Annotated in this window: 21 protein-coding genes; all 21 read left to right on the top strand. The window is 69.7% G+C overall.

Annotated features, from left to right (window positions below; all coding sequences use genetic code 11):
- Positions 1 to 150: 150 nt before the first annotated feature.
- Positions 151 to 573, top strand: a complete 423-nt coding sequence (gene mraZ / locus ACFV9G_RS16180; RefSeq protein WP_008363047.1) for a division/cell wall cluster transcriptional repressor MraZ — start codon at positions 151 to 153, stop codon at positions 571 to 573.
- A gap of 264 nt (positions 574 to 837) precedes the next feature.
- The gene (gene rsmH / locus ACFV9G_RS16175) at positions 838 to 1,860 is read left to right on the top strand and encodes a 16S rRNA (cytosine(1402)-N(4))-methyltransferase RsmH (RefSeq protein ID WP_378728500.1); all 1,023 of its coding nucleotides are present in this window, start codon (positions 838 to 840) and stop codon (positions 1,858 to 1,860) included.
- The gene (locus ACFV9G_RS16170) at positions 1,857 to 2,450 is read left to right on the top strand and encodes a hypothetical protein (protein ID WP_378728499.1); all 594 of its coding nucleotides are present in this window, start codon (positions 1,857 to 1,859) and stop codon (positions 2,448 to 2,450) included. Before rsmH ends, ACFV9G_RS16170 begins: the two co-directional genes overlap by 4 nt.
- Positions 2,450 to 4,270 (top strand): peptidoglycan D,D-transpeptidase FtsI family protein, encoded by a 1,821-nt coding sequence (locus ACFV9G_RS16165; protein ID WP_378728498.1) that lies wholly within the window; start codon positions 2,450 to 2,452, stop codon positions 4,268 to 4,270. The genes ACFV9G_RS16170 and ACFV9G_RS16165 overlap by 1 nt, the downstream gene beginning before the upstream one ends.
- Before the next feature lie 85 nt (positions 4,271 to 4,355).
- The gene (locus ACFV9G_RS16160; protein ID WP_378728497.1) at positions 4,356 to 4,778 is read left to right on the top strand and encodes a MarR family winged helix-turn-helix transcriptional regulator; all 423 of its coding nucleotides are present in this window, start codon (positions 4,356 to 4,358) and stop codon (positions 4,776 to 4,778) included.
- A 56-nt stretch (positions 4,779 to 4,834) separates the two neighbouring features.
- A complete protein-coding gene (locus ACFV9G_RS16155; protein WP_378728496.1) occupies positions 4,835 to 6,550 on the top strand; it encodes an MFS transporter in 1,716 nt (571 codons plus the stop codon).
- Positions 6,551 to 6,676: 126 nt separating this feature from the next.
- Positions 6,677 to 8,137, top strand: coding sequence for a UDP-N-acetylmuramoyl-L-alanyl-D-glutamate--2,6-diaminopimelate ligase (locus tag ACFV9G_RS16150; protein WP_378728508.1), 1,461 nt, complete (start codon positions 6,677 to 6,679; stop codon positions 8,135 to 8,137).
- 138 nt (positions 8,138 to 8,275) lie between these two features.
- The gene (gene mraY / locus ACFV9G_RS16145; protein ID WP_378728495.1) at positions 8,276 to 9,394 is read left to right on the top strand and encodes a phospho-N-acetylmuramoyl-pentapeptide-transferase; all 1,119 of its coding nucleotides are present in this window, start codon (positions 8,276 to 8,278) and stop codon (positions 9,392 to 9,394) included.
- Entirely contained in the window at positions 9,394 to 10,842 is a 1,449-nt protein-coding gene (murD, locus tag ACFV9G_RS16140) for a UDP-N-acetylmuramoyl-L-alanine--D-glutamate ligase (protein ID WP_378728494.1), read from the top strand. Before mraY ends, murD begins: the two co-directional genes overlap by 1 nt.
- 127 nt (positions 10,843 to 10,969) lie before the next feature.
- Entirely contained in the window at positions 10,970 to 12,262 is a 1,293-nt protein-coding gene (gene ftsW, locus ACFV9G_RS16135) for a putative lipid II flippase FtsW (protein WP_378728493.1), read from the top strand.
- Positions 12,263 to 12,275: 13 nt separating this feature from the next.
- On the top strand, positions 12,276 to 13,352 hold the full coding sequence (murG, locus tag ACFV9G_RS16130) for an undecaprenyldiphospho-muramoylpentapeptide beta-N-acetylglucosaminyltransferase (protein WP_378728492.1): 1,077 nt from the start codon (positions 12,276 to 12,278) through the stop codon (positions 13,350 to 13,352).
- Positions 13,349 to 14,767 carry a UDP-N-acetylmuramate--L-alanine ligase gene (gene murC / locus ACFV9G_RS16125; protein ID WP_378728491.1) on the top strand — a complete coding sequence of 473 codons (1,419 nt, stop codon included), beginning with the start codon at positions 13,349 to 13,351 and terminating at the stop codon, positions 14,765 to 14,767. Before murG ends, murC begins: the two co-directional genes overlap by 4 nt.
- A gap of 17 nt (positions 14,768 to 14,784) precedes the next feature.
- The gene (locus ACFV9G_RS16120) at positions 14,785 to 15,687 is read left to right on the top strand and encodes a cell division protein FtsQ/DivIB (protein WP_378728490.1); all 903 of its coding nucleotides are present in this window, start codon (positions 14,785 to 14,787) and stop codon (positions 15,685 to 15,687) included.
- A 210-nt stretch (positions 15,688 to 15,897) separates the two neighbouring features.
- Positions 15,898 to 17,127, top strand: a complete 1,230-nt coding sequence (gene ftsZ / locus ACFV9G_RS16115; protein ID WP_378728489.1) for a cell division protein FtsZ — start codon at positions 15,898 to 15,900, stop codon at positions 17,125 to 17,127.
- Between the two features lie 9 nt (positions 17,128 to 17,136).
- The gene (pgeF, locus tag ACFV9G_RS16110) at positions 17,137 to 17,847 is read left to right on the top strand and encodes a peptidoglycan editing factor PgeF (protein ID WP_378728488.1); all 711 of its coding nucleotides are present in this window, start codon (positions 17,137 to 17,139) and stop codon (positions 17,845 to 17,847) included.
- Complete coding sequence (locus ACFV9G_RS16105; protein ID WP_378728487.1) at positions 17,847 to 18,551, top strand: YggS family pyridoxal phosphate-dependent enzyme; 705 nt, start codon at positions 17,847 to 17,849, stop codon at positions 18,549 to 18,551. Before pgeF ends, ACFV9G_RS16105 begins: the two co-directional genes overlap by 1 nt.
- A gap of 39 nt (positions 18,552 to 18,590) precedes the next feature.
- Positions 18,591 to 19,076: a cell division protein SepF gene (locus ACFV9G_RS16100; protein ID WP_165109114.1), complete on the top strand. Its 486-nt coding sequence runs from the start codon at positions 18,591 to 18,593 to the stop codon at positions 19,074 to 19,076.
- A 152-nt stretch (positions 19,077 to 19,228) separates the two neighbouring features.
- Positions 19,229 to 19,996, top strand: coding sequence for a DivIVA domain-containing protein (locus tag ACFV9G_RS16095; RefSeq protein ID WP_229788310.1), 768 nt, complete (start codon positions 19,229 to 19,231; stop codon positions 19,994 to 19,996).
- A gap of 465 nt (positions 19,997 to 20,461) precedes the next feature.
- Positions 20,462 to 20,890 carry a TraR/DksA family transcriptional regulator gene (locus ACFV9G_RS16090; protein WP_091047579.1) on the top strand — a complete coding sequence of 143 codons (429 nt, stop codon included), beginning with the start codon at positions 20,462 to 20,464 and terminating at the stop codon, positions 20,888 to 20,890.
- Positions 20,863 to 21,438: a signal peptidase II gene (gene lspA / locus ACFV9G_RS16085; protein ID WP_378728486.1), complete on the top strand. Its 576-nt coding sequence runs from the start codon at positions 20,863 to 20,865 to the stop codon at positions 21,436 to 21,438. The genes ACFV9G_RS16090 and lspA overlap by 28 nt, the downstream gene beginning before the upstream one ends.
- Positions 21,435 to 22,376 carry an RluA family pseudouridine synthase gene (locus ACFV9G_RS16080; protein WP_378728485.1) on the top strand — a complete coding sequence of 314 codons (942 nt, stop codon included), beginning with the start codon at positions 21,435 to 21,437 and terminating at the stop codon, positions 22,374 to 22,376. The genes lspA and ACFV9G_RS16080 overlap by 4 nt, the downstream gene beginning before the upstream one ends.
- The last annotated feature ends 2 nt before the right edge of the window (positions 22,377 to 22,378 follow it).

The following is a 22,378-nucleotide window of genomic DNA, read 5'->3' as shown; positions in this document are numbered from 1 at the left end:
CGGCCTCCGCCGCACGCGGGCCGGGGGAGCGGGGCGTGGTGGGAAATCGTCGCGTGGGGGAGGAAGGTGGTTTGAATGTGGGGGATTGTGGGGTACGGTGGGGCAAAGTGGAGGAACGATCCACGTTGAGCTGACCGCGGGGGCGAGCACATGTTCTTCATGGGCACGTACACGCCGAAGCTCGACGAGAAGGGCCGGATCTTCCTCCCCGCAAAGTTCCGAGATCGACTGGCGGAGGGGGTTGTCGTGACGCAAGGTCAGGAGAACTGCCTCGTGGTGTGGCCCGAGGACGTCTTCATGCAGGAGGCGCAGCGGGCCCAGCAGACGCCGCTCACCTCTCGGGACGCACGCGACTACGCCCGTGTCCTCTTTGCGGGGGCCGAGCAGACGACACCCGACAAGCAGGGCCGGATCGGCATCCCGCCGCTCCTGCGCGACTACGCCGGGATCGTCAAGGACGTCGTGGTGATCGGTGTGATGGACCGGATCGAGATCTGGGACCCGGCCAAGTGGGCGGAGTACTCCGCGGGTGCACAGGCCAAGTTCGCAGACCTGGACGAGTCGACGGACTGATAAAAGGACAGATCGACAAACCGACAAGCAGCAGAGCTGATCAGAAACAAGACAAGTCAACAGCGGATCCGCAGGACGAGGTCTCAGTCCCGCTCCACTCATCCAGCCATCCGGGGCACCTTCCCCGGCTCCGGACGGCCCACCGTGATGACGGAGCGTGGTGACGGAGCGGGCATGAGACCTGGCTCTGCGGATCCGTGGCGTTGTCAGCCCGTGGCTCTGCCACAGAGACACGGGAGAACACACACCAGACGAAGCCGTGCGATGGGGGTCGAGGCGGTGACGAACCAGAAGCACGTGCCGGTGATGCTCGACCGCATCGTCGACCTGCTCGCACCGGCGCTCGCCGAAGGTGGCGTCCTGGTCGACTGCACGACAGGTCACGGCGGTCACACCGAGGCCGTCCTCGAGCGGATCCCCGGATCACGCGTGATCGGCATCGACCGAGACACCTACGCCCTCGGTATCGCGGGGGAGCGGCTGGCCCGTTTCGGCGACCGGTGGACAGGGGTCCACGCGGTCTACGACGAGATCCTCGACGTGGTCGCCGGCCAGGGCCTGGACGAGGTCCAGGCAGTGCTCTTCGACCTCGGCGTCTCCTCGATGCAGCTCGACCAGCGCGAGCGCGGCTTCGCCTACGCGGAGGACGCGCCGCTCGACATGCGGATGGACGCCACCCGGGGTCAGACCGCGGCGGACGTACTCAACAACTACTCCGCGGGGGACCTGACGCGGATCCTGCGGGACTACGGCGAGGAGAAGTTCGCCAAGAAGATCGCCTACGCCATCGTCAAGCGCCGCGAGAAGGTCCCGTTCACGACGAGCGGGCCCCTGGTGGAGCTCCTCTACGCGGAGATCCCGGCACCTGCCCGTCGCACCGGCGGACACCCGGCCAAGCGCACCTTCCAGGCGCTGCGGATGGAGGTCAACGACGAGCTGGGGGCGCTGCGGCAGGCACTGCCGGACTCGCTCGAGGCCGTCGGCGTCGGTGGCCGGGTGGTGGTCGAGTCCTACCACTCGCTGGAGGACCGGCTCACCAAGAGGGCCTTCACCGAGGCGACGAAGCTGGACGTACCTCCGGACATGCCGTTCGTGCCGCCCGAGGCCGAGCCGGCGTTCCGCCTGCTCACCCGTGGTGCCGAGCAGGCCAACGAAGCAGAGATCGAGGAGAACCCGCGCGCCGCCTCGGTGCGACTGCGCGCAGTGGAGCGCACCAAGCGCCGAAACAACCCAAGAGACAACCCAAGAGCCAACCCAGCCAAGCCGAACCCTGGAGCAACCAGATGAGCATCGCCGCCGCGCCACAGGCGCCCGCGCGCAGCCCGGACCGGGCCGCCGAGACCCAGACGCGCCTCACCGCGGTCCCGGCGCCGCTGCCCGGCCCGATGGCTCCGCGGCTGCCGTTCGTCGTGCTCGTCTCGATGCTGCTCGTCGGTGGCGTCGTGGGTCTGCTCGTCTTCAACACCTCCATGCAGCAGTCGGCCTTCCAGGAGCAGAAGCTGCAGGAGCAGGCGACCACCCTGGCCGCCCGCGAGCAGGCGCTCGACGGCGAGCTGAAGAAGATGGAGGACCCGCACAAGATCGCCGCCAAGGCGAAGGAGCTCGGCATGGTCGTCCCGCAGAACGCGGCCATGCTGAGGGTCCCCGCGGCGAAGATCGAGGGCGAGGCGGCTCCGGCCGACCGCTCCGCGACCCCACCGCTGCACCCGAAGGTCGCCAAGCCCTACAGCGTGCTGGTCGCCGAGCAGAAGGCTGCCGAGGCGGCCGCCGCCAAGAAGAAGGCGGCCGAGATCGCCGAGAAGAAGCGCGCCCGGGAGGCGGCAGAGAAGCAGGAGGCCGAGGAGCAGCAGCGTACGCCTTCGGGTGAGGCTCGCTGATGGCTCAGCGGACGGTGCGCCGGACCCGGCGGCCCGCCCCGAAGAGGGGGCCTGAGAAGGGGCTCAAGAACGGGCGGGGCCGCGGGCCGGTGCACATCCGGCTCCGCGTCGGCTTCATCCTGGTCGCGATGGTGCTCTCGGTCTTCGGTGGCCGGCTGGTGCAGCTGCAGGGCATCGACCCGCACTCGTACGCCGCGATGGCGGCCGCCGAGAACGTCGTCGATGTCGTGCTGCCGGCCGAGCGCGGCGAGATCCTCGACCGTGACGGCGAGGCGCTGGCCGACTCCTCCGACGGGCTGATGGTGCTGGCCGACCCGAAGCAGACGAAGAAGGACGCCCCGGCGATCGCCGCGTTCCTGGCCAAGGAGCTCGGGGTCGACTACGCCTCCGCGCTCACCAAGCTCCGCAAGGACGGCAGCCGGTTCCAGTACATCGACCGTCAGGTCGTCGCGACCAAGGCCACCGATGTGGTGGCGCGCGCGAAGGCCAAGGGTTACCAGGGCCTGTGGACCAGCCGCGACCCGCTGCGCAACTACCCCAACGGCGACGTCGCGGCCAACCTGGTCGGCTTCATGGGCAACGACGGCCCGCTCGCGGGCCTCGAGGCTGCCTTCGACAAGCATCTGGCGGGCAAGGACGGCCACGCCGAGTACGACGCGACCAGCCAGGTCAGCGGCACCCGGATGCCGCTGGGCACCAACAACCGCGTCGACCCGGTCGACGGCAACGACCTGACCCTCACCATCGACCGCGACCTGCAGTACTACGTGCAGCAGACCCTGATGGACGCCGTGCAGAAGTCGCGCGCGGAGTCGGGGATGGCGGTGGTCATGGACACCCAGACCGGCGAGATCCTGAGCCTTGCCGACTACCCGACCTTCGATGCCCGGGACCCGGCGGCCTCGCCGAAGGCGCTGCGCGGGAGCAACGCCCTGTCCAACGTCTACGAGCCGGGCTCGGTGCAGAAGGTGCTCACCGTCGCCGGCCTGCTCGACCAGGGGCTCGTCTCGCCCTCGACCCGGCTCAAGGTGCCGGGGTCCTACCGCTCGGGCGACGCGGACATCCACGACTGGTACGAGCACGGCATGGAGAAGTTCACCCTGGCCGGGGTGATCGCGAAGTCCTCCAACATCGGAACCGTGATGGCCGCGGACAAGTACGAGGACGGCCAGCTGCGCGACTACCTCTCCGCCTTCGGCCAGGGGCGGCGCACCGGCCTCGGCCTCGACACCGAGTCGGCCGGCCTGCTCGCCTCGCCGGAGAGCTGGAACCCGGCCGACGAGGACCGCATCGACTTCGGTCAGTCGATCTCGGTCAACGCCGTGCAGATGACCGCGGCGCTCAACACGATCGCCAACGGCGGCGTACGCATCGACCCCAGCCTCATCGCCGGGAGCGCCACCAACAACTCCGGCGCCGAGGTCGGCACCGACACCGCCCAGCGCACTCGCGTCGTCTCCGAGGAGGCCGCCTCCCAGACCGCGGAGATGATGGAGCGGGTCATCAACGACCCGGACAACGGCGTCGCGCCGCAGGCCGCCGTGGACGGCTACCGCGTCTCCGGCAAGACCGGAACGGCTCAGCGGGTCAACTCCGAGTGCAAGTGCTACGACGGCACCACCACGGTGTCCTTCGGCGGTTTCGCCCCGACCGACGACCCGCGGTTCACGGTCTACGTGGCCATCCACAACCCCGGCAACGGTGGTGGCGGTGGCACCGTCACCGGTCCGGTGTTCTCCCAGATCATGTCCTTCGCCCTGCGCCGCTACGGCGTCCCGCCGACCGGCACCGAGCCTTCGAAGATGCCCACTGGTTGGTAGCCCGGGGCAGCACGGGACCCGTGCTGTCACCGGGTTGACCCACTTCCGATATATAACATAGGTATGTTATGTTTCTCCTGTGAGTATGGCTTCCGGACGTGACCTGTCGCTCGCCCTCGAGAAGGTGGTGCGACTGGTGCGCGAGGTGTCGACCGCGGGAGACATCTCGCCGACCGCGGCGACGGTGCTCGGTGGACTGGCACGGACCGGGGCGCAGCGGGTCACCGACCTGGCCAAGGTCGCGGGGGTGTCCCAGCCGGCGATGACGCAGCTGGTCAACCGGCTGACCCAGCAGGGGCTGCTGGCCCGGGTCGCCGACGACGCCGACCGGCGGGCGGTCCTGGTGGAGGTCACCGATGCCGGACGAGAGGTCCTCGAGACCAGGCGCGGGCAGCGAGCCGGTGTGCTCGACGCTGCCCTGGCCCGGGTCTCCGCGGACGACCGCGCGGCCATCGCGGCGGCCCTGCCCGCCCTCGACCGGCTCGTCGACGCCGTGCTCGAGTCCTGACGCGCCGGCCTGTCGGCGACGCGTACGAAACAGATGTCTGAGAAGAGGCAAGAAGAATGAGCTCCCAGCACAGGGCAGCTGCCGCAAGTCCGTTCAAGCAACCACGCGCCGTGTGGGCGGTCGCGTTCGCATGCGTGGTGTCGTTCATGGGGATCGGGCTCGTCGACCCGATCCTGCCGGTGCTCGCCGAGGAGCTGGAGGCGACGCCGGCGCAGGTGTCGCTGCTGTTCACCAGCTATCTCGTGGTGACCGCCGTGGCGATGATCGGCGTCGGCTGGGTCTCCAGCCGGATCGGCGCGAAGTGGACGCTGATCGTCGGCCTGGTCCTGATCGTCGTGTTCGCCGGGCTGGCCGGGACGGCCGGCGGCGTCGACGGCATCGTCGGCTTCCGCGCCGGCTGGGGCCTGGGCAACGCCCTGTTCATCTCCACGAGCCTGGCGGTCATCGTCAGCTCCGCGACCGGAGGGTTCGCCGGGGCGATCATCCTCTACGAGACCGCGCTCGGTCTCGGCATCGCGGTCGGCCCCCTCCTCGGTGGTGTCCTGGGCGGCATCTCCTGGCGCGGACCGTTCTTCGGCGTCTCCGCGCTGATGGCGATCGCGCTGGTCGCCACCCTGGTCTTCCTGCCACCGACGCCCAAGCCGGAGAAGAAGGTCTCGTTGCTCGCACCGCTCGCCGCGCTGCGCCACCGCGGGCTGCTGACGATGGGCATCATGGCGCTGCTCTACAACTGGGGCTTCTTCACCCTTCTCGGCTTCGCGCCCTACCCGATGGACCTGCACGACCCGCTGCAGCTCGGCTGGGTCTTCTTCGCCTGGGGCATCCTGGTCGCCGTCTTCGCCGTGTGGGGTGCGCCGTGGGCGCAGCGCCGCTTCGGCACCGCGCCGACGCTCTACGTCAACCTGCTCGGTCTCGGCGCCCTGCTCGCCATCATCGGCCTGGGCGTCTCCTCGCCGACCGTGGTCATCGTGGCCGTGATCCTGTCCGGGATCTTCGTCGGCCTCAACAACACGCTGACCACCCAGGCGGTCATGCTGGTCTCGCCGGTGGAGCGGCCGATCGCATCCTCGGCCTACGGGTTCGTACGCTTCATCGGCGGTGGCCTCGCACCGTTCGCCGCGGGCAAGATCGCCGAGGCGACCGACCAGTCGGTGGCCTTCTACGTCGGCGCCGCGGCGTTCCTGATCGCGATCCCCGTCCTGGCCAGCGGCCACCGGCTGATCACGGCCGCCGAGTCGGCGCAGACCGCCGAGCCGGTCGCGCCGACGCTCGAGCCCGTCGGGCCGGTCCGCGGTGAGGGCCGGCCGGTGCTGGTCGCCGTCGGCGCCACCCTCGACGCCGACGCCGTCGTCGACCGGGCCGCCGAGATGGCCGCCGCCGAAGGAGCGCCGCTGGAGGTGGTCCACGTCCGCGAGACCGAGGTCGTCGAGGAGCTGGCCATCGACGCGGAGGAGCCGGAGATGGCTGCCGCGACCGTACGCGCCCACCTGGACCGCCTCGCCGCCCGCGGGGTGACCGCGACCGGCCTGGTGCTGCACAGCGTCGGCGACCACGCCAGCGCCGGGGTGGAGCTGGCCAGGTACGCCACCGAGGCCGGGGTCCGCACGATCGCGATCGGCTCCTCGCCCCGGGGCCGGGCCGCGCAGCTTGCCGACGGCTCGATCACCTCAGCGGTCGTGCGGAACGCCGGCGTACCTGTCGTGCTCGTCGTTCCCGGCCAGGAGCCGCACGAGCTCAGCGCCGCGGCGCTGACCCAGCTGCGCCACGCCTGAGGTCGGCCCGGCGGGACCTGGTCCCGCCGGGCGGATAACCTTCGCCAGGTGAGCAGTGCGTACGAGACGGCGGAGCCGAAGAGCCCGACCCGCCCGCGAGTGACCGAGCCGGTGACGCTGGCCGAGCTGGCCGGCGAGTTCGGTCTGGAGGTGCGCGGCGAGGCCCGCGTCACCGGGGTCACGCTGAGCTCCCAACGGGTGCTTCCCGGTGACCTCTACGCTGCCCTCCCCGGCAGCCGGGCGCACGGCGCCGGCTACGCCGCCGGTGCCGTCGAGGCCGGAGCGGTCGCGGTGCTCACCGATGCCGCCGGCGCCGCCGAGCTGGAGGCCCAGGGCCTCGCCGACGTGCCCGTGCTGCTCGTCGAGAAACCCCGCAAGGTGCTCGGCTCGCTCTCGGCCCGCGTCTACGGCAACCCCTCGGGCAGGCTGCGGCTGATCGGCGTGACCGGCACCCAGGGCAAGACGACGACCACCCGGCTTGCCGAGAGCGCGCTGCTCGACGCCGGCCACCGCGCCGGCGTCATCGGCACCGTCGGCACCCGGATCGGCGGGCGGGACGTGAAGACGCCACTGACCACGCCCGAGGCTCCCGACCTGCACGGTCTCTTCGCCCGGATGGTCGAGGAGGGGACGGAGGCGTGCGCCATGGAGGTCTCCTCCCACGCCCTGGTGATGGGCCGTGTCGACGGGGTCGTCTTCGACGTCGCCGTCTTCCTCAACCTGGGTCGCGACCACCTCGACTTCCACGAGACGGTCGAGGACTACTACGCGGCGAAGGCCGACCTGTTCACCCCGGAGCGGGCGAAGCTGGGCATCGTCAACATCGACGACGAGCACGGCCGCCGCCTCGCCGCGGAGGCGGCCATCCCGATCCTCACCTACGCGCTGCACGACGACACCGCCGACTGGCGCGCCACCGACGTCGAGCTGCGCCCCGACGGCTCCAGCTTCACCGTCCACGGCCCCGACGGGCTCGTCTTCCCGGCCGCCAGCCCGCTGGCCGGCGACTACAACGTCAGCAACACCCTCGCCGCGCTGGCGAGCATCCACCAGGCGTACGGGGACGAGAGCGTCGTACGCGACGTCGCCACCGCCCTGGCGAAGGGCTCCGGCGTCCCCGGGCGCCTCGAGCGGATCGACGAGGGCCAGCCGTTCACCGTCGTGGTCGACTACGCGCACAAGCCGGACGCGGTCGAGGCCGCGCTCGGCACGCTCCGTCCGCTGACCGAGTCCCGGCTGATCGTCGTGATCGGGGCCGGGGGCGACCGCGACACCGGGAAGCGGCCGATCATGGGGGAGATCAGCGCGCGCCTGGCCGACCACGTGATCGTCACCGACGACAACCCCCGCACCGAGGACCCGGCGAGCATCCGGCGACAGGTCCTCGACGGCACCGAGGGCGGGAGCGCGAGCGTCGAGGAGATCGGCGACAGGCGTGCCGCGATCGAGCGCGCCATCGACCTAGCCGCACCCGGGGATATCGTCGTTGTCGCAGGTAAGGGCCATGAGACGGGCCAGGAGATCAATGGCGTCACCCACCCGTTCGACGACCGCGAGGTCGTGCGTGCGGCGCTGGCGTCACAGTGATCGATGTGCTGATACGGCGGGGTGCCGCAGAGCCGGCGAACCCGTAGGGAAGAATGCCGGGGGCCGGTGTCTTCGCTATGCACACCGGCCCGGGGGCAAGGACATGGAACGGCATGGCAAGGAAGGCACCCGGCTGACATGAGAGCGATCTTGCTGAGCGGAGCGATTGCGCTTCTGTTCTCGCTGCTCGGCACTCGATTTGCGATCCTCCAGTTCACGAAGCTGGGCTTCGGCCAGGAGATCCGCGAGGACGGGCCGACGACCCACCGCACCAAGCGCGGCACGCCGACGATGGGTGGTGTCGCGATCGTGATCTCGGTCATCGTCGGCTACGTCGTGGCCAAGCTGCTCACCGGCGACGCACCCAGCGCGACGGCTTATCTGCTGCTCTTCCTCTTCGTCGGCATGGCGGCCGTCGGATTCGTGGACGACTACATCAAGGTCTTCATGCAGCGGAACCTGGGTCTGCGTGCCTGGTCCAAGATGGTCGGGCAGACGCTGGTCGCGGTCGGCTTCGGCGTGGTGGCGATCCATCCCGGCCTCGCCAACGCCGACGGCATCACACCGGCGGCGGACCAGCTCTCCTTCATCCGCGACTTCGGGCCGCACTTCCTCGGCGGAGACGGGATCCTCTACTGGCTCGGTGGCGCCCTGCTGCTCTTGGTCTTCTGGATCATGGTCACCGGCACGTCCAACGCCACCAACCTCACCGACGGTCTCGACGGACTGCTGGCGGCCTCGGCAGCGATCGTCTTCGCCGCCTACACGATCATCTCGATCTGGCAGAACAACCAGCGCTGCGGCCGCCCGAGCGTGGAGATCGGCACCTGCTACGAGGTGCGCGACCCGCTCGACATGGCGATCCTCGGCGCCGCGATCAGCGGCGCGTGCATCGGCTTCCTGTGGTGGAACGCGAGCCCGGCGCGGATCTTCATGGGCGACACCGGCTCGCTCGCGCTCGGCTCCGTGCTGGCCGGGTTCGCGATCCTGTCGCACACCGAGTTCCTGCTGATCATCCTCGGCGGTCTGTTCGTGATGGAGACCTCCGCGGTGATGCTGCAGGTCAGCTGGTTCAAGCTCTCTCGACGCCTGACCGGCACCCCGAAACGCATCTTCCGGATGACACCCATCCATCACCACTTCGAGCTGCTGGGCTGGGAGCAGGTCACCGTGGTGATCCGGTTCTGGATCATCACCGGCCTCTGCGTCGCGGCCGGCCTCGGAATCTTCTACGCCGAATGGGTGGCGACGATCTGATGGACCCTGAATCCCTCGACCAGCTCGGCCGCAACGACTCCTGGGAGGGCGTGAAGGCGGTCGTGGCCGGCTTCGGCGTCTCCGGTTTCGCCGCCGCCGACAACCTGACCCACCTCGGTGCGAGCGTGATCGCGCTCGACGAGTCGCCGGGCGACGAGGAGCGCCAGGAGAAGGCCAAGCTCCTCGGCATCCTGGGTGCCGACGTACGCCTCGGCGAGGGCGCCACCCACGTGCTGCCCGACGACGTCGACGTCGTGGTCACCTCTCCCGGCTGGCGGCCGACCGCGCCGCTGCTCGCCCAGGCGCGCGAGCGCGGGATCCCGATCTGGGGAGAGGTCGAGCTCGCCTGGCGGCTGCGCGACCCCGACAACGCCGCCCCCTGGCTGGCGGTCACCGGCACCAACGGCAAGACCACGACCGTGCAGATGCTCGACAACATCCTGCGTACGGCCGGGCTCCGGTCCGTCGCCGTCGGCAACGTCGGCCTGCCGATCGTCGAGGCCGTGATGGACCCCGAGCCCTATGACGTCCTGGCCGTGGAGCTCTCCTCCTTCCAGCTCCACTACACCTCCTCGATGGGCGCCGAGGCCGCCGTCGTCCTCAACATCGCCGAGGACCACCTCGACTGGTACCCCTCGATGACCGAGTACGCCGCCGACAAGGGCCGCGTCTACGAGGGCGTCGAGCGGGCCTGCATCTTCAACGTCGCCGACGAGGCCACGCTGCACCTGGTCGAGGAGGCCGACGTCGTCGAGGGCGCCCGCGCCATCGGCTTCACCCTCGGCACCCCGGCGGTGGGTCAGCTCGGGATCGTCGAGGACATCCTGGTCGACCGGGCCTTCATCGAGGAGCGCCAGACCTCCGCCGCGGAGCTGTGCCAGATCTCCGACCTCGCCTCCGCCGCACCTCACTACGTCCAGAACGCGCTGGCCGCGGCCGCGCTCGCCCGTGCCCACGGGGTCTCCCAGGCCGCCGTGCGCGACGGGTTGAAGTCGTTCCGCCCCGACGGCCACCGCATCGAGGTCGTAGCCGAGGCCGACGGCGTGACCTGGATCGACGACTCCAAGGCGACCAACCCGCACGCCGCCCAGGCCTCGCTGCAGGCCTACGACCCGGTGATCTGGATCGCCGGCGGGCTGGCCAAGGGCGCCCGGTTCGAGGACCTGGTCGCCTCCATCCACGACCGGCTGCGGGCCGTCGTCCTGATCGGCCAGGACCGCGACGTCATCGCCTCCGCCCTCGCCGCCCACGCAGGTGACCTGGAGGTCGTCGAGCTCGACGACCCCGACGGCGTGGCCGCGCTCGCGGAGGCGGTCGAGATCGCCGCCGCGCTGGCCAAGCCCGGCGACACCGTGCTGTTGGCCCCCGGCTGCGCCAGCCAGGACCAGTTCCGCGACTACAAGGTCCGCGGCGACGCCTTCGCCGACGCCGTACGCCGCCGACTCTAGGTCGCTGGTCGAGCCGCTCGCGGCTCGGCCGGCGTGAGGGCGACACGCGGGGGAGATGCGCGGCGAACGCCGAGGCGGCGGCGAGAATGTAATCGACGTACGTCGCACCGCAACTGGGAGGTAGGCCGTGACGACCACCAGCCCCGACCAGACCGGTACCGGCCCGGCCGAGCAGGCCAAGGCGTACCCGAAGTCGGTCCTCGGCTATCTCAAGGCCTGGTTCCACGCGCTCAGGGTCGCGTTGAACCGGCCGCTGGCCGCCTACTACCTGCTGCTCACCAGCACCGCGCTGCTGCTGACCATCGGGCTGATCATGGTGCTGAGCGCCTCGAGCGTGTGGGCCTACACCCAGATGGGCAACTCCTACGCGATCGTCGGGCGGCAGGTGCTCTGGGTGATCATCGGTATCCCGTGTGCGTTCATCGCCTCCAAGATCCGGCCGAAGCATCTGCGACGGCTGGCCTGGCCGGGATACGTCATCGCCTGCGTGCTGCTCTTCCTGACCATCTTCTTGGGCCACGACGTCAACGGCCAGCAGAACTGGATCGGGGCCGGCCCGGTCAAGATCCAGCCGAGCGAGATCGCCAAGCTGGGGATCGTGCTGTGGGCGGCCCACGTCTACGCGCTCAAGGAGCGCCGACTCGACAGCCTCCACGAGGTGCTGATGCCGGTCCTGCCCGGCATCGCGCTGGCTACCGGGCTCGTCCTCGCCGGCCGCGATCTCGGCACCGCCCTGGTCTTCTTCGCGATCGTGCTCGGGATGCTGTGGGTGGTCGGGGCGCCCGGGCGGCTCTTCGGGATGGCGATCTCGATCATCGGCGTCTCGGTGCTGTTCCTGATCAGCACGGACACCGAGCGACTTGCCCGGCTGACCAGCTTCGTGGACCCGTTCAAGGACTTCCACGGACAGGGCTGGCAGCCCTCCCACGGTCTCTACGCGCTCAGCTCGGGTGGTGTCCTGGGGCAGGGGATCGGGGCGTCGCAGCAGAAGTGGGGCGACCTGCCCGAGGCCCACACCGACTACATCTTCGCGGTGCTGGGTGAGGAGCTCGGCCTGGTCGGCACCCTGCTCGTCGTCGGCCTCTTCCTGACTCTCGCCTTCGCGCTGGTCAAGGTCGCCCGCCAGACCGACCGGCCGTTCGTCCGCTACTTCAGCTTCGGCGTGCTGGTCTGGCTGCTGGGCCAGATGATCATCAACGTCGGCATGGTGCTCGCGCTGCTGCCGGTCATCGGCATCCCGCTGCCGCTGGTCTCCTACGGCGGCTCCGCGCTGATCCCGTCGATGGTGGCGCTCGGCGTCGTGATCGGCTTCGCCCGTCGTGAACCGGCGGCGGCCGCGGCGCTGAAGCAGCGTAAAGCCTTGGCAAAGGATCGGGCCCGCCAGGCAGCCGCTTACCGGTCCGCTCAACGCAACCGATAAGTTCGGACGCATCATGAAGGCCCTCCTCGCCGGTGGTGGCACCGCCGGACACACATCCCCCCTGCTCGCCACGGCTGATGCCCTGCGCCGTCTGGACCCCAGCGTGGAGGTGACCTGCCTCGGCACGCCTCGCGGCCTGGAGAACCAGGTGGTTCCCGCCGCGGGCTACCCGCTCGAACTGATCCCGCCGGTCCCGATGCCGCGCCAGCTCAGCAGCGACCTGCTGAAGGTGCCGGCGAACCTGAAGGGCGCGGTCGACGCGACCTACGAGGTGCTCGACCGGATCAAGCCCGACGTGGTCGTCGGCTACGGCGGGTACGTCTCGATGCCGGCCTACCTCGCCGCGAAGCGGCGCCACATCCCGATCGTCGTGCACGAGGGCAACGCCATGCCGGGTCTCGCCAACAAGGCGGGAGCCCGGGTCGCCGACCGGGTCGCGGTGAGCTTCCCGGACACCAAGCTGCCCAAGGCCGAATACATCGGGCTGCCGATCCGCCGGATGATCTCGACGCTGGACCGCTGGGCGCTGCGCGCGGAGGCGCGCAGCTTCTTCGGGCTCGACCAGCACCGCCCCACGATCGTGGTCACCGGCGGCTCGCAGGGCGCCCGGACGATCAACGAGTCGGTCTCCGGTGCCTACCCGGCCCTGGCCCGCAACGGGATCCAGGTGCTCCACGTGATCGGTCCGAAGAACGAGCTGGCCTCGCCCGGCCCCGGCTACCACGTGCTCAACTACGTCGACCGGATGGACCTTGCCCTGGCCGCGGCAGACCTGATGATCTGCCGCTCCGGCGCCAACTCGGTGATCGAGGCCAGCGCCGTCGGGATCCCCGCCGTCTACGTACCTCTCCCGATCGGCAACGGCGAGCAGTCGCTCAACGCGCGTGCCGTCGTCGACGCCGGCGGCGCCGTGCTGGTCTCCGACGCCGAGATGAGCGCCGCATGGGTCAGCAGCCACGTGCCCCCGATCGTCACCGACCGCGCCCGGCTCGAGGCGATGTCCAAGGCCGCCAGCGACCTGGTGCCGCGGGACGCGGACGAGCGGCTGGCGCGGATCGTGCTGGAGACGGTGCAAGGAGGTAAGTCATGAGGGTGCCTGTTCCTGAGCACATCCTTCCCGCTGAGCAGCTGGGCAGGGTCCATTTCATCGGCATCGGTGGAGCGGGCCTCTCGGCGATCGCCCGGGTCATGCTGGCCCGCGGGATCCAGGTCTCCGGCAGCGACGGCGCCGACTCCTCGATGGTCGCCGCGCTCCGCGAGGAGGGTGCGACCGTCTACGTCGGTCACGACGCCTCGCAGGTCGACGGCGTCGACACGCTGATCGTCTCCACGGCGATCCGCGACGACAACCCCGAGTACGTCGCGGCCGTCGAGAAGGGTCTGCGGATCTACCCGCGCTCGGCCGGCCTGGCCTCGGTGATGGAGGGCCGCCGTGTCCTCGCCGTCGCCGGCACCCATGGCAAGACCACCACCACCTCGCTGCTGACCGTCGCCCTGCAGGCCGCGGGCGCCGCACCGACCTACACCGTCGGTGGCGAGCTGGCCGCCTCGGGCACCAACGCCGCCGAGGGTTCGGGCGACCTGTTCGTGGCCGAGGCCGACGAGTCCGACGGCGCCTTCCTGGTCTACAAGCCCTACGCCGCGGTCGTCACCAACGTCGAGGCCGACCACCTCGACCAGTGGGGGACCGAGGAGGCCTACCGGGAGGGGTTCGCCCAGTTCGTGGGGCGGCTGGCTCCCGACGGGTTCCTGGTCGCGGTCATCGACGACCCGGGCGCCGCCGACCTGCGTCACGTCGCCCACTCGCTCGGCCGCCGATTCGTCGGCGTCGGCGAGTCGGAGCTGGCCGACGTACGCGCCGTCGACGTCGTCCTGGCCGGCACCACCTCCTCCTTCACCGTCGTCGACGGGCTCGACGAGCTGGGCCGGATCACCCTGCAGATCCCCGGGCGTCACTACGTCGCTGACGCGTTGGCCGCGTTGACGGTCGGCCTGCGCCTCGGTCACTCCTTCGACCTGCTCAAGGCGGGGCTGGAGTCGTTCACCGGCACCCGGCGGCGGATGGAGCGCAAGGGAGAGGCCGCAGGCGTACGCGTCTACGACTCCTACGCCCACCACCCCTCCGAGATCACCGGCGACCTCGTCTCCGGCCGGTCCGTGGCGGGGGAGGGGCGGCTCATCGTCGCCTTCCAGCCGCACATGGTCTCCCGCACCCGGATCTTCGGTGAGGAGATGGGCCGCGTGCTCGGCGCCGCCGACGAGGTGGTCGTCCTCGACGTCTACCTCGCCCGCGAGGACTACGACCCCGAGGTCACCGGCAAGCTGGTCGCCGACGCGGTGCCGCTGGCGCCGGACCGGGTCGCCAGCGTCGCCGGGCTCGAGGAGGCCGCCGCCGAGCTGGCCCGCCGCGCCCGACCGGGTGACCTGGTTCTCACCCTCGGGGCGGGTACCGTGACCGAGGTGGGCCCGATGGTGCTCGCCAGGCTACGTACGGCAGAGCAGTAACGCTGGGGGAGGCGAGCATGGCTGACAAGGGGCCGGGCGCGGACGCCGAGATCGCCGAGGCCCTGGAGGCGACGGGGGATCGCGAGATCGACCTCGCCTCGGAGGAGGCCGCGGCCGGCGCGGAGTCGAGCACCGAACCGGAGCAGGAGGAGTCTCACGACGAGCCTGCCGCGGTCGATCCGGCGACCCTGAAGAGCCGCAAGGCCTTCGCGCGGCGCCAGTGGCGCCGGCGCTGGCTCGCCTGGCGCTACCTCATCGTCGGCACCCTGGTCATCGCCCTCCTGCTCGGCGGGATCTGGGCGGTCTACTTCTCCACCTGGCTGCAGGTCAAGGGCACCTCGGTGCACGGCTCGATGAAGATGACCAGCGCCAAGCAGGTCGTCGAGTTCGCGGCCGTCCCGGTCGGCGAGCCGCTGGCCACCGCCGACCTCGAGGCGGTGCAGGTGCGGGTGCTCAACGGGCTGCCGATGGTGCGCTCGGTCAACGTCTCGCGCGAGTGGCCCGACAAGATCCGGGTCGACGTCACCGAACGTACGCCGGTGGCCGTCGTCTCCATCGGCGGCCGGCTCCGCGCGCTCGACGAGACCGGCACCGTCTTCTGGGACTACGAGAAGGCGCCCTCGGGCCTGCCGATGGTGAACACCGTGACCGGCACCAACTCCGACGCGCTCCGCGAGGCCGCCGCGGTGGCCTCGGCGCTCCCGGCCGACCTGGCCAAGAGGGTCGACCACGTCGAGGTGACCACCGTCGACTCGATCTCCCTGGAGCTGCGCAACGACAAGCGTGTGGTGTGGGGGAGCAGCGCCCAGTCCGACACCAAGGCCGAGGTGCTGGTCGCGTTGATGAAGGCGGAGCCCGACGTGGCCCGCTACGACGTCTCCGTGCCCGGCCAGCCGGTCACCAGCAAGAGCGTCGACTGATCCTCTTCCGGACGGGCTCTGCCACATCGCCCCTACCGGAAGGCACGAGATCGGCACAACTGATCCGCGTCCGCGTGTCGCGCCAGTTTGAGGACGTACGTCTGCCTACTGTTCTGAGAACGGCGAGGTTGACATAACTATAACCCTCAGGTTGAGGGTAAGGGTTAAGAACCGCCGTAGGACCAACCAGCGATCGAAGGGGCGACCACCGTGGGAGCTGCACAGAACTATCTGGCGATCATCAAGGTCGTCGGCATCGGTGGCGGCGGCGTCAACGCTGTCAACCGGATGATCGAGGTCGGCCTCAAGGGGGTCGAGTTCATCGCCATCAACACCGACGCCCAGGCGCTGCTGATGAGCGACGCCGACGTCAAGCTCGACATCGGTCGCGAGCTGACCCGTGGTCTCGGTGCCGGCGCCAACCCGAGTGTGGGAGAGAGCGCCGCCGAGGACCACGCCGACGAGATCGAAGAGGTCATCAAGGGCGCCGACATGGTCTTCGTGACCGCGGGTGAGGGTGGCGGCACCGGCACCGGTGGGGCTCCGGTCGTGGCCCGCATCGCCCGCAGCCTCGGTGCCCTGACCATCGGTGTGGTGACCCGCCCGTTCGCCTTCGAGGGCCGCCGGCGCGCCAACTCCGCCGAGGACGGCATCTCCAAGCTTCGCGAGGAGGTCGACACCCTCATCGTCATCCCCAACGACCGGCTGCTGTCGATCTCGGACCGCAACGTGTCGGTGATGGACGCGTTCCGCCAGGCCGACCAGGTGCTGCTGCAGGGTGTCTCCGGCATCACCGACCTGATCACCACGCCCGGCCTGATCAACCTCGACTTCGCCGACGTGAAGTCGGTCATGTCCAACGCCGGCTCGGCGCTGATGGGAATAGGGTCCGCGCGCGGTGACAACCGCAGCGTCGAGGCCGCCGAGATGGCCGTCTCCTCGCCGCTGCTGGAGGCGTCGATCGACGGCGCTCACGGGGTCCTGCTCTCGATCGCTGGTGGCTCCGACCTCGGCCTCTTCGAGATCAACGAGGCCGCCGCGCTGGTCGCCGACGCGGTCCACCAGGAGGCCAACATCATCTTCGGCGCGACCATCGACGACGCGCTCGGTGACGAGGTCCGGGTCACGGTGATCGCGGCCGGCTTCGACGGCGGCATGCCCAAGCGCCGCGAGGGCGCCTCGGCACTCGGCAGCGTGCAGGGCCGCTCCAGCGGCTCCCAGTCCGCCGGCAACGGCGAGACCGCCGCCGTGGCCACCGCGGTCGCGACCCGTCGCGCCGAGGAGTCCGAGGAGACGCCGACCGCCGCGCCCGCCAAGCCGGCCCCGGCCACGCCCCCGCCCGCGGCTCCGCCGGCCGAGCCCGCCCCGGTCGCCAAGAAGCCCGCTCCGAGCGTGCAGTACAGCGATGATGAGCTCGACGTTCCCGATTTCTTGAAGTAAGGCCCTCGCTTGTTCTCCTTCCGAGCCTCCGCAGGCCTCGTCGACCTGGCGTTCACCGACAGGTACGGCGGGGTCAGTCTCGCTCCGTACGCCGAGCTCAACCTGGCGGTCAACGGCTCGGACTCGCCGGAGGCGAAGGCCGAGAACCATCGGCTGCTGTTGGCCGACTTCGCCGACGGCGCTCCCTACGCCGACCTCTACCAGGTCCACGGCAACGCGGTCGTCGACGCGGCGTGCGGCACCCGTCCGGAGGCGGACGGGATCGTCACCACCGAGCGTGACCTGGTGCTGCTGGTCCGCACCGCCGACTGCGTACCCGTGCTGTTCGCCGACGAGGCGGCCGGGGTCATCGGCGCGGCGCACGCCGGACGCAAGGGGATGGCGGTCGGGGTCGTGCCCGAGACCATCGCCCGGATGCGCGCGCTCGGCGCGACGCGGATCACCGCCTGGGTCGGACCGCACGTGTGCGGCAAGTGCTACGAGGTGCCTGCCGAGATGCAGGAGGAGATCGCCGCGGTCGAGCCGGCCACGCGTGCCACCACGAGCTGGGGCACCCCGAGCCTCGACGTCGGCGCCGGAGTGCTCGCCCAGCTGGCACGGGAGGGCGTCGAGGCGGTCGACGCCAGCCGCTGCACCCGCGAGTCCGACGACCTCTACTCCTACCGCCGCGACGGCGCCGGCATGTCGCTGGGTGCCCTGATCCGGCTGCGTGGTGCCTGATGGCTACCGGTCGCGCCGATGAGATCGCCGCGGGGCTCGCCGAGACCCGCGAGCGGATCGCGGTGGCCGCCAAGGCCGCCGGTCGCCCCGCCGACGACGTCCACCTCGTCGTGGTCACCAAGTTCTTCCCCGCCTCCGACGTACGCATCCTGGCCGGTCTCGGCGTGACCGACGTCGGCGAGAACCGCCACCAGGAGGCGGCGGCCAAGGCGGCCGAGTGCGCCGACCTCGGGCTGCGCTGGCACTACGTCGGCGGGCTTCAGTCCAACAAGGCGGCGGCCGTGGCCGGATACGCCGACGTGGTCGAGTCCGTCGACCGCTCCTCCCTGTTGCCCCGGCTCAGCCGCGGCGCGGGGGAGCGTGGCCAGATCCTCGACGTGCTCCTGCAGGTCTCCCTCGACCCGCCCGGGCGCGAGGGTCGTGCCGGGGCGGATCCCGGTGACGTACGCGACCTGGCTGCTGAGGTCGAGGCGACCGACGGTCTCCGGCTGCGGGGCCTGATGGCGGTCGCGCCTCTTGGCGAGGATCCGGAGCAGGCGTTCGCCCGGCTGGCGCGGATCCGTGAGGACTTCCTGGTCGAATATCCCGAGGCGACGGTGCTGTCGGCCGGGATGAGCGGCGACCTGGAGCAGGCGATTGCCCATGGCGCGACACACGTACGTGTCGGGTCTGCGGTCCTCGGAGAGAGGCCAACTGTCAAGTAATGTCTCGGACAGCAATACTTTGGGGAAGGTGGGACACACATGAGCGGCGCGATGCGCAGGTTCGGTGAATACCTCGGCCTGCTCGAGGACACTGGGTACGACGACGATGTCTACGAGGGTGACGACGACGAGACCCGCTCCCACGAGGCCGTCAAGGCGCCGGTGCGGTCCAAGCAGTCACGTCCGGCTCCGGTGGCCGACCTTTCCGAGCGGCGACGAGCAACGGTGGTGCCTGCGGTGGCAGAGCTTTCCAAGATCATCACGCTGACCCCGACGTCCTACAACGAAGCGCGTCAAGTCGGCGAGAACTACCGCGACGGCACGCCGGTGATCATGAACCTCACCGAGATGAACGATGCGGACGCGAAACGGCTTGTCGACTTTGCCGCGGGCCTGATCTTTGCTACCTATGGGAACATCGAGAGGGTCACCAACAAGGTGTTTCTTATCTCACCTGCGAACGTTTCGGTCACGGCTGAGGCCAAGCAGAGGATCGTTGAGGGCGGCTTCTTCAACCAGAGCTGAGGCCTTCGACACCTGCTCGTAGGTGCCTGGATGCGGTCCGCATCTGGCATGTCTACGGACAGGCGCTAGAGTTTCGACAGCATTACCTGATGCCGCCCCCCGGCGGTGCAGTCCGTACGTCTGAGTCAACCGAGTAATGAATGGGTGAGGTCATGCCGCTGACGCCAGAGGACGTGAGCAACAAGCGCTTTACTCCCGTCCGGCTCCGCGAGGGCTACGACATGGGCGAGGTGGACCAGTTCCTCGACGAGGTCGAGGCCGAACTGGCACGTCTCACCCGGGAGAACGACGACCTTCGCGGGAAGTTGGCATCTGCGCAGTCGGGTGGGGGTCCGTCCTTCCCGATGGCTCCCGAGCCGCCTGCTCCTGAGCCGATGCCGGCTCCTGAGCCGGTCTCGCACCAGATGCCGATGTATCAGGAGGCACCGCAGACCGGCGGTATCGAGACGATCCGGGTCGAGACCGTGCCGGAGGCGTCCAACGCCGCCGCGCGCCTGCTCGAGCTGGCCACGCGCAACCACGACGCGCTCATCGACACGGCCAAGAACGACGCCGACAAGATCGTCGGCGAGGCCCGCACCAAGGCCGAGCGCCTCGAGGCCGAGTCGAAGTCGAAGGCCGACCGCATGGAGGCCGATGCGCGCACCCGTGCGCAGATGCTCGACAGCGAGACCGCCGAGCGTCGCCAGCAGCTCTTCGGCGAGCTCGAGCGTGAGAAGGACAACCTGACCACCGAGGTCGACACCCTGCGTAACTTCGAGCGTGAGTACCGCTCCCGCCTGAAGAGCTACTTCACGCAGCAGCTCGACGCGCTCAACAACTCGGCTGAGTCACAGGCGCCCGTGATGGCGGCCGCCGTCAACGAGTCGGGCCCTGCGCCCAAGCGTCTGCGCTCCATCCTGGGGGAGGACGAGGGCTGAGGCCCTCGTAGTCAGGCTTCCGTCGGCCGGTCCCGCATCGCGGGGCCGGCCGATGCGTGCGTCCGATGCTTCCTGCCAGGTTCTGCCGGCTCGGACGGAAACGCGTTGTAGCAGGTGAGGCGGGTCCTGTAAGAGGATTTCGGAGTTTTTCCACGCTGCGGACCAATATCTGTTCAGTTTCGGTGTGTTAGTTGAGCAGAGCCGATTCCCGGGCTACATTCCGGGCACGCACTCCGCACCGACTCGGCGGCGCGAAGTGACGGCAGGAGAAAGGGGACTCCATGTCTGTACCGATGAGGTGTCGCGCCAGCGCGGCAGTCGGGCGCGTCCAGGTGACGACGCCCGAGCTTTCTGGGAATACCAGCTCCTACGTCATGGCTGTTCGAAGCGCCATGGCGAGCGCCTAGCCAAACCTGACCACCCTGCGGCCCGGGGGGCCGTGTCACACACCAGAAAGCGAGTGCCGTGCCTAAGAAAGCAACCAAGACCGTCGTTTCTCCTGACCAGCTGAAGGTGAAGGACGGCGAGGACCCGTGGACCAAGGATGAGCTCAACGAGGTCATCGACGAGCTTCACGAGATGAGGGCTCACAGCCTCGAGGTGCTCACCGCTCTCGAGACCGAGCTCTCCGGCCTGATGAAGGACTCCGGCGACGGCGCCGGCCAGGACCAGGCGGATATGGGAGCGACCAGCTTCGAGCGTGACCACGAGCTGACCGTGGTCAACAGCGAGAAGGACAAGCTGGCTCAGATCGAGCGTGTCCTGGGATACCTCGAGGACGGCTCGTACGGCATCTGTGAGTCGTGTGGGGAGCCGATCGGCAAGATGCGGCTCATGGCGTTCCCGCGTGCCACACTGTGCATGACATGCAAGCAGCGCGAGGAGCGTCGCTGAGCGACGCACATACCGGTCCTGAGTCCGACGTGCGCCCTGTTCGATGGGCAGAGTTCGCGGCCGTCGCAGTGTTTCTGCTGGTCATCGACCAGATCACGAAGCTCTGGGCGGTCGCGACGCTCGTTCCCGGGCAGCCGCAGGAGCTGATTGGCTCGGTGCTCCAGCTCAACATCATCCGCAACCCGGGAGCGGCCTTCTCGACGGGAACCGGCCACACCTGGGTCTTCACGACGCTCTCGATCGTGGCCACGATCGGTGTGCTCTGGTTCGCTCGCCGGGTGCGTCACCGGGGCTGGGCCATCGCGCTCGGCATCCTGATCGCGGGCATCAGTGGCAACCTGATCGACCGGCTGACGCGTGAGCCGGGCTTCTACGTCGGGCACGTGGTCGACTTCCTGCAGCTGCCCAACTGGCCGATCTTCAACGTCGCCGACATGTGCATCAACGTGGCCGCGGTGCTGATCGTGATCTTCTCGTTCAAGGGGATCGGGCTGGACGGGTCCATCGACGGCGGCGCCGCGGACGAGTCCGAGGGCGAGAAGAAGTGAACTTCGGTCACGCCGACCAGCGCACGCTGCACGTCCCGGACGGCCTGGAGGGGGAGCGGGTCGACGCCGCCATGGCGCGGCTGTTCGGCCTCTCCCGCACCCGCGCGGCGGAGCTGATCGCCGAGGGCCTGGTGACCGTGGACGGCTCGGCCGTGGCCAAGAGCGACCGGGTCAGCGCGGGGTCGATGCTCGACGCGACGATCCCGTCGCAGGCAGACCCGCTGGAGATCAAGCCCGAGATCGTCGAGGGCATCAAGATCATCTACGACGACGACGCCTTCGTGGTGATCGACAAGCCCGTCGGCGTGGCCGTCCACCCCTCGCCGGGCTGGCAGGGGCAGACCGTCGTCGGCCACCTCGCCGCTGCCGGCTTCCGGATCTCGACCTCAGGGGCCAAGGAGCGCGAGGGCATCGTCCAGCGCCTCGACGTCGGCACCTCCGGCGTGATGGTGATCGCCAAGTCCGAGCACGCCTACTCGGTCCTCAAGAACGCGTTCCGGCAGCGCACGGTCGACAAGACCTACCACGCGCTGGTCCAGGGCCACCCCGACCCGCTCGAGGGGACGGTCGACGCCCCGATCGGGCGCAACCCGAAGTACGACTACAAGTTCGCGGTCCGCGCGGACGGGCGTCAGTCGGTCACCCACTACGAGACGCTGGAGGCGCATCGGTTCGCCTCGCTGCTCAAGATCCACCTCGAGACCGGGCGCACCCACCAGATCCGCGTCCACATGTCGGCACTGAAGCACCCCTGCGTCGGCGATCTCACCTACGGCGCCGACCCCGCCCTGGCGCGGCGCGTCGGGGTCGAGCGGCAGTGGCTGCACGCGGTGCAGCTCGGCTTCGAGCACCCGGAGACCGGTGAGTACGTCACCTTCGAGTCGACCTACCCCGACGACCTCCAGCACGCGCTCGATGTCATCCGCGACTCCGACTGAGG

The organism is Nocardioides sp. NPDC059952 (assembly GCF_042730435.1).
In the GTDB taxonomy this organism is placed as follows: Bacteria; Actinomycetota; Actinomycetes; order Propionibacteriales; family Nocardioidaceae; genus Nocardioides.
Note: the sequence above shows the minus strand (reverse complement) of the source record. Positions and strands in the feature narration are given on the sequence as shown.

What these genes read in the sequence shown, in the direction of transcription:
- mraZ (WP_008363047.1), top strand. Translation starts at nt 151, where the DNA reads ATGTTCTTCATGGGCACGTACACGCCGAAGCTCGACGAGAAGGGCCGG.
- rsmH (WP_378728500.1), top strand. Translation starts at nt 838, where the DNA reads ATGGGGGTCGAGGCGGTGACGAACCAGAAGCACGTGCCGGTGATGCTC.
- ACFV9G_RS16170 (WP_378728499.1), top strand. Translation starts at nt 1,857, where the DNA reads ATGAGCATCGCCGCCGCGCCACAGGCGCCCGCGCGCAGCCCGGACCGG.
- ACFV9G_RS16165 (WP_378728498.1), top strand. Translation starts at nt 2,450, where the DNA reads ATGGCTCAGCGGACGGTGCGCCGGACCCGGCGGCCCGCCCCGAAGAGG.
- ACFV9G_RS16160 (WP_378728497.1), top strand. Translation starts at nt 4,356, where the DNA reads ATGGCTTCCGGACGTGACCTGTCGCTCGCCCTCGAGAAGGTGGTGCGA.
- ACFV9G_RS16155 (WP_378728496.1), top strand. Translation starts at nt 4,835, where the DNA reads ATGAGCTCCCAGCACAGGGCAGCTGCCGCAAGTCCGTTCAAGCAACCA.
- mraY (WP_378728495.1), top strand. Translation starts at nt 8,276, where the DNA reads ATGAGAGCGATCTTGCTGAGCGGAGCGATTGCGCTTCTGTTCTCGCTG.
- murD (WP_378728494.1), top strand. Translation starts at nt 9,394, where the DNA reads ATGGACCCTGAATCCCTCGACCAGCTCGGCCGCAACGACTCCTGGGAG.
- murG (WP_378728492.1), top strand. Translation starts at nt 12,276, where the DNA reads ATGAAGGCCCTCCTCGCCGGTGGTGGCACCGCCGGACACACATCCCCC.
- murC (WP_378728491.1), top strand. Translation starts at nt 13,349, where the DNA reads ATGAGGGTGCCTGTTCCTGAGCACATCCTTCCCGCTGAGCAGCTGGGC.
- ACFV9G_RS16120 (WP_378728490.1), top strand. Translation starts at nt 14,785, where the DNA reads ATGGCTGACAAGGGGCCGGGCGCGGACGCCGAGATCGCCGAGGCCCTG.
- ACFV9G_RS16105 (WP_378728487.1), top strand. Translation starts at nt 17,847, where the DNA reads ATGGCTACCGGTCGCGCCGATGAGATCGCCGCGGGGCTCGCCGAGACC.
- ACFV9G_RS16100 (WP_165109114.1), top strand. Translation starts at nt 18,591, where the DNA reads ATGAGCGGCGCGATGCGCAGGTTCGGTGAATACCTCGGCCTGCTCGAG.
- ACFV9G_RS16095 (WP_229788310.1), top strand. Translation starts at nt 19,229, where the DNA reads ATGCCGCTGACGCCAGAGGACGTGAGCAACAAGCGCTTTACTCCCGTC.
- lspA (WP_378728486.1), top strand. Translation starts at nt 20,863, where the DNA reads ATGCAAGCAGCGCGAGGAGCGTCGCTGAGCGACGCACATACCGGTCCT.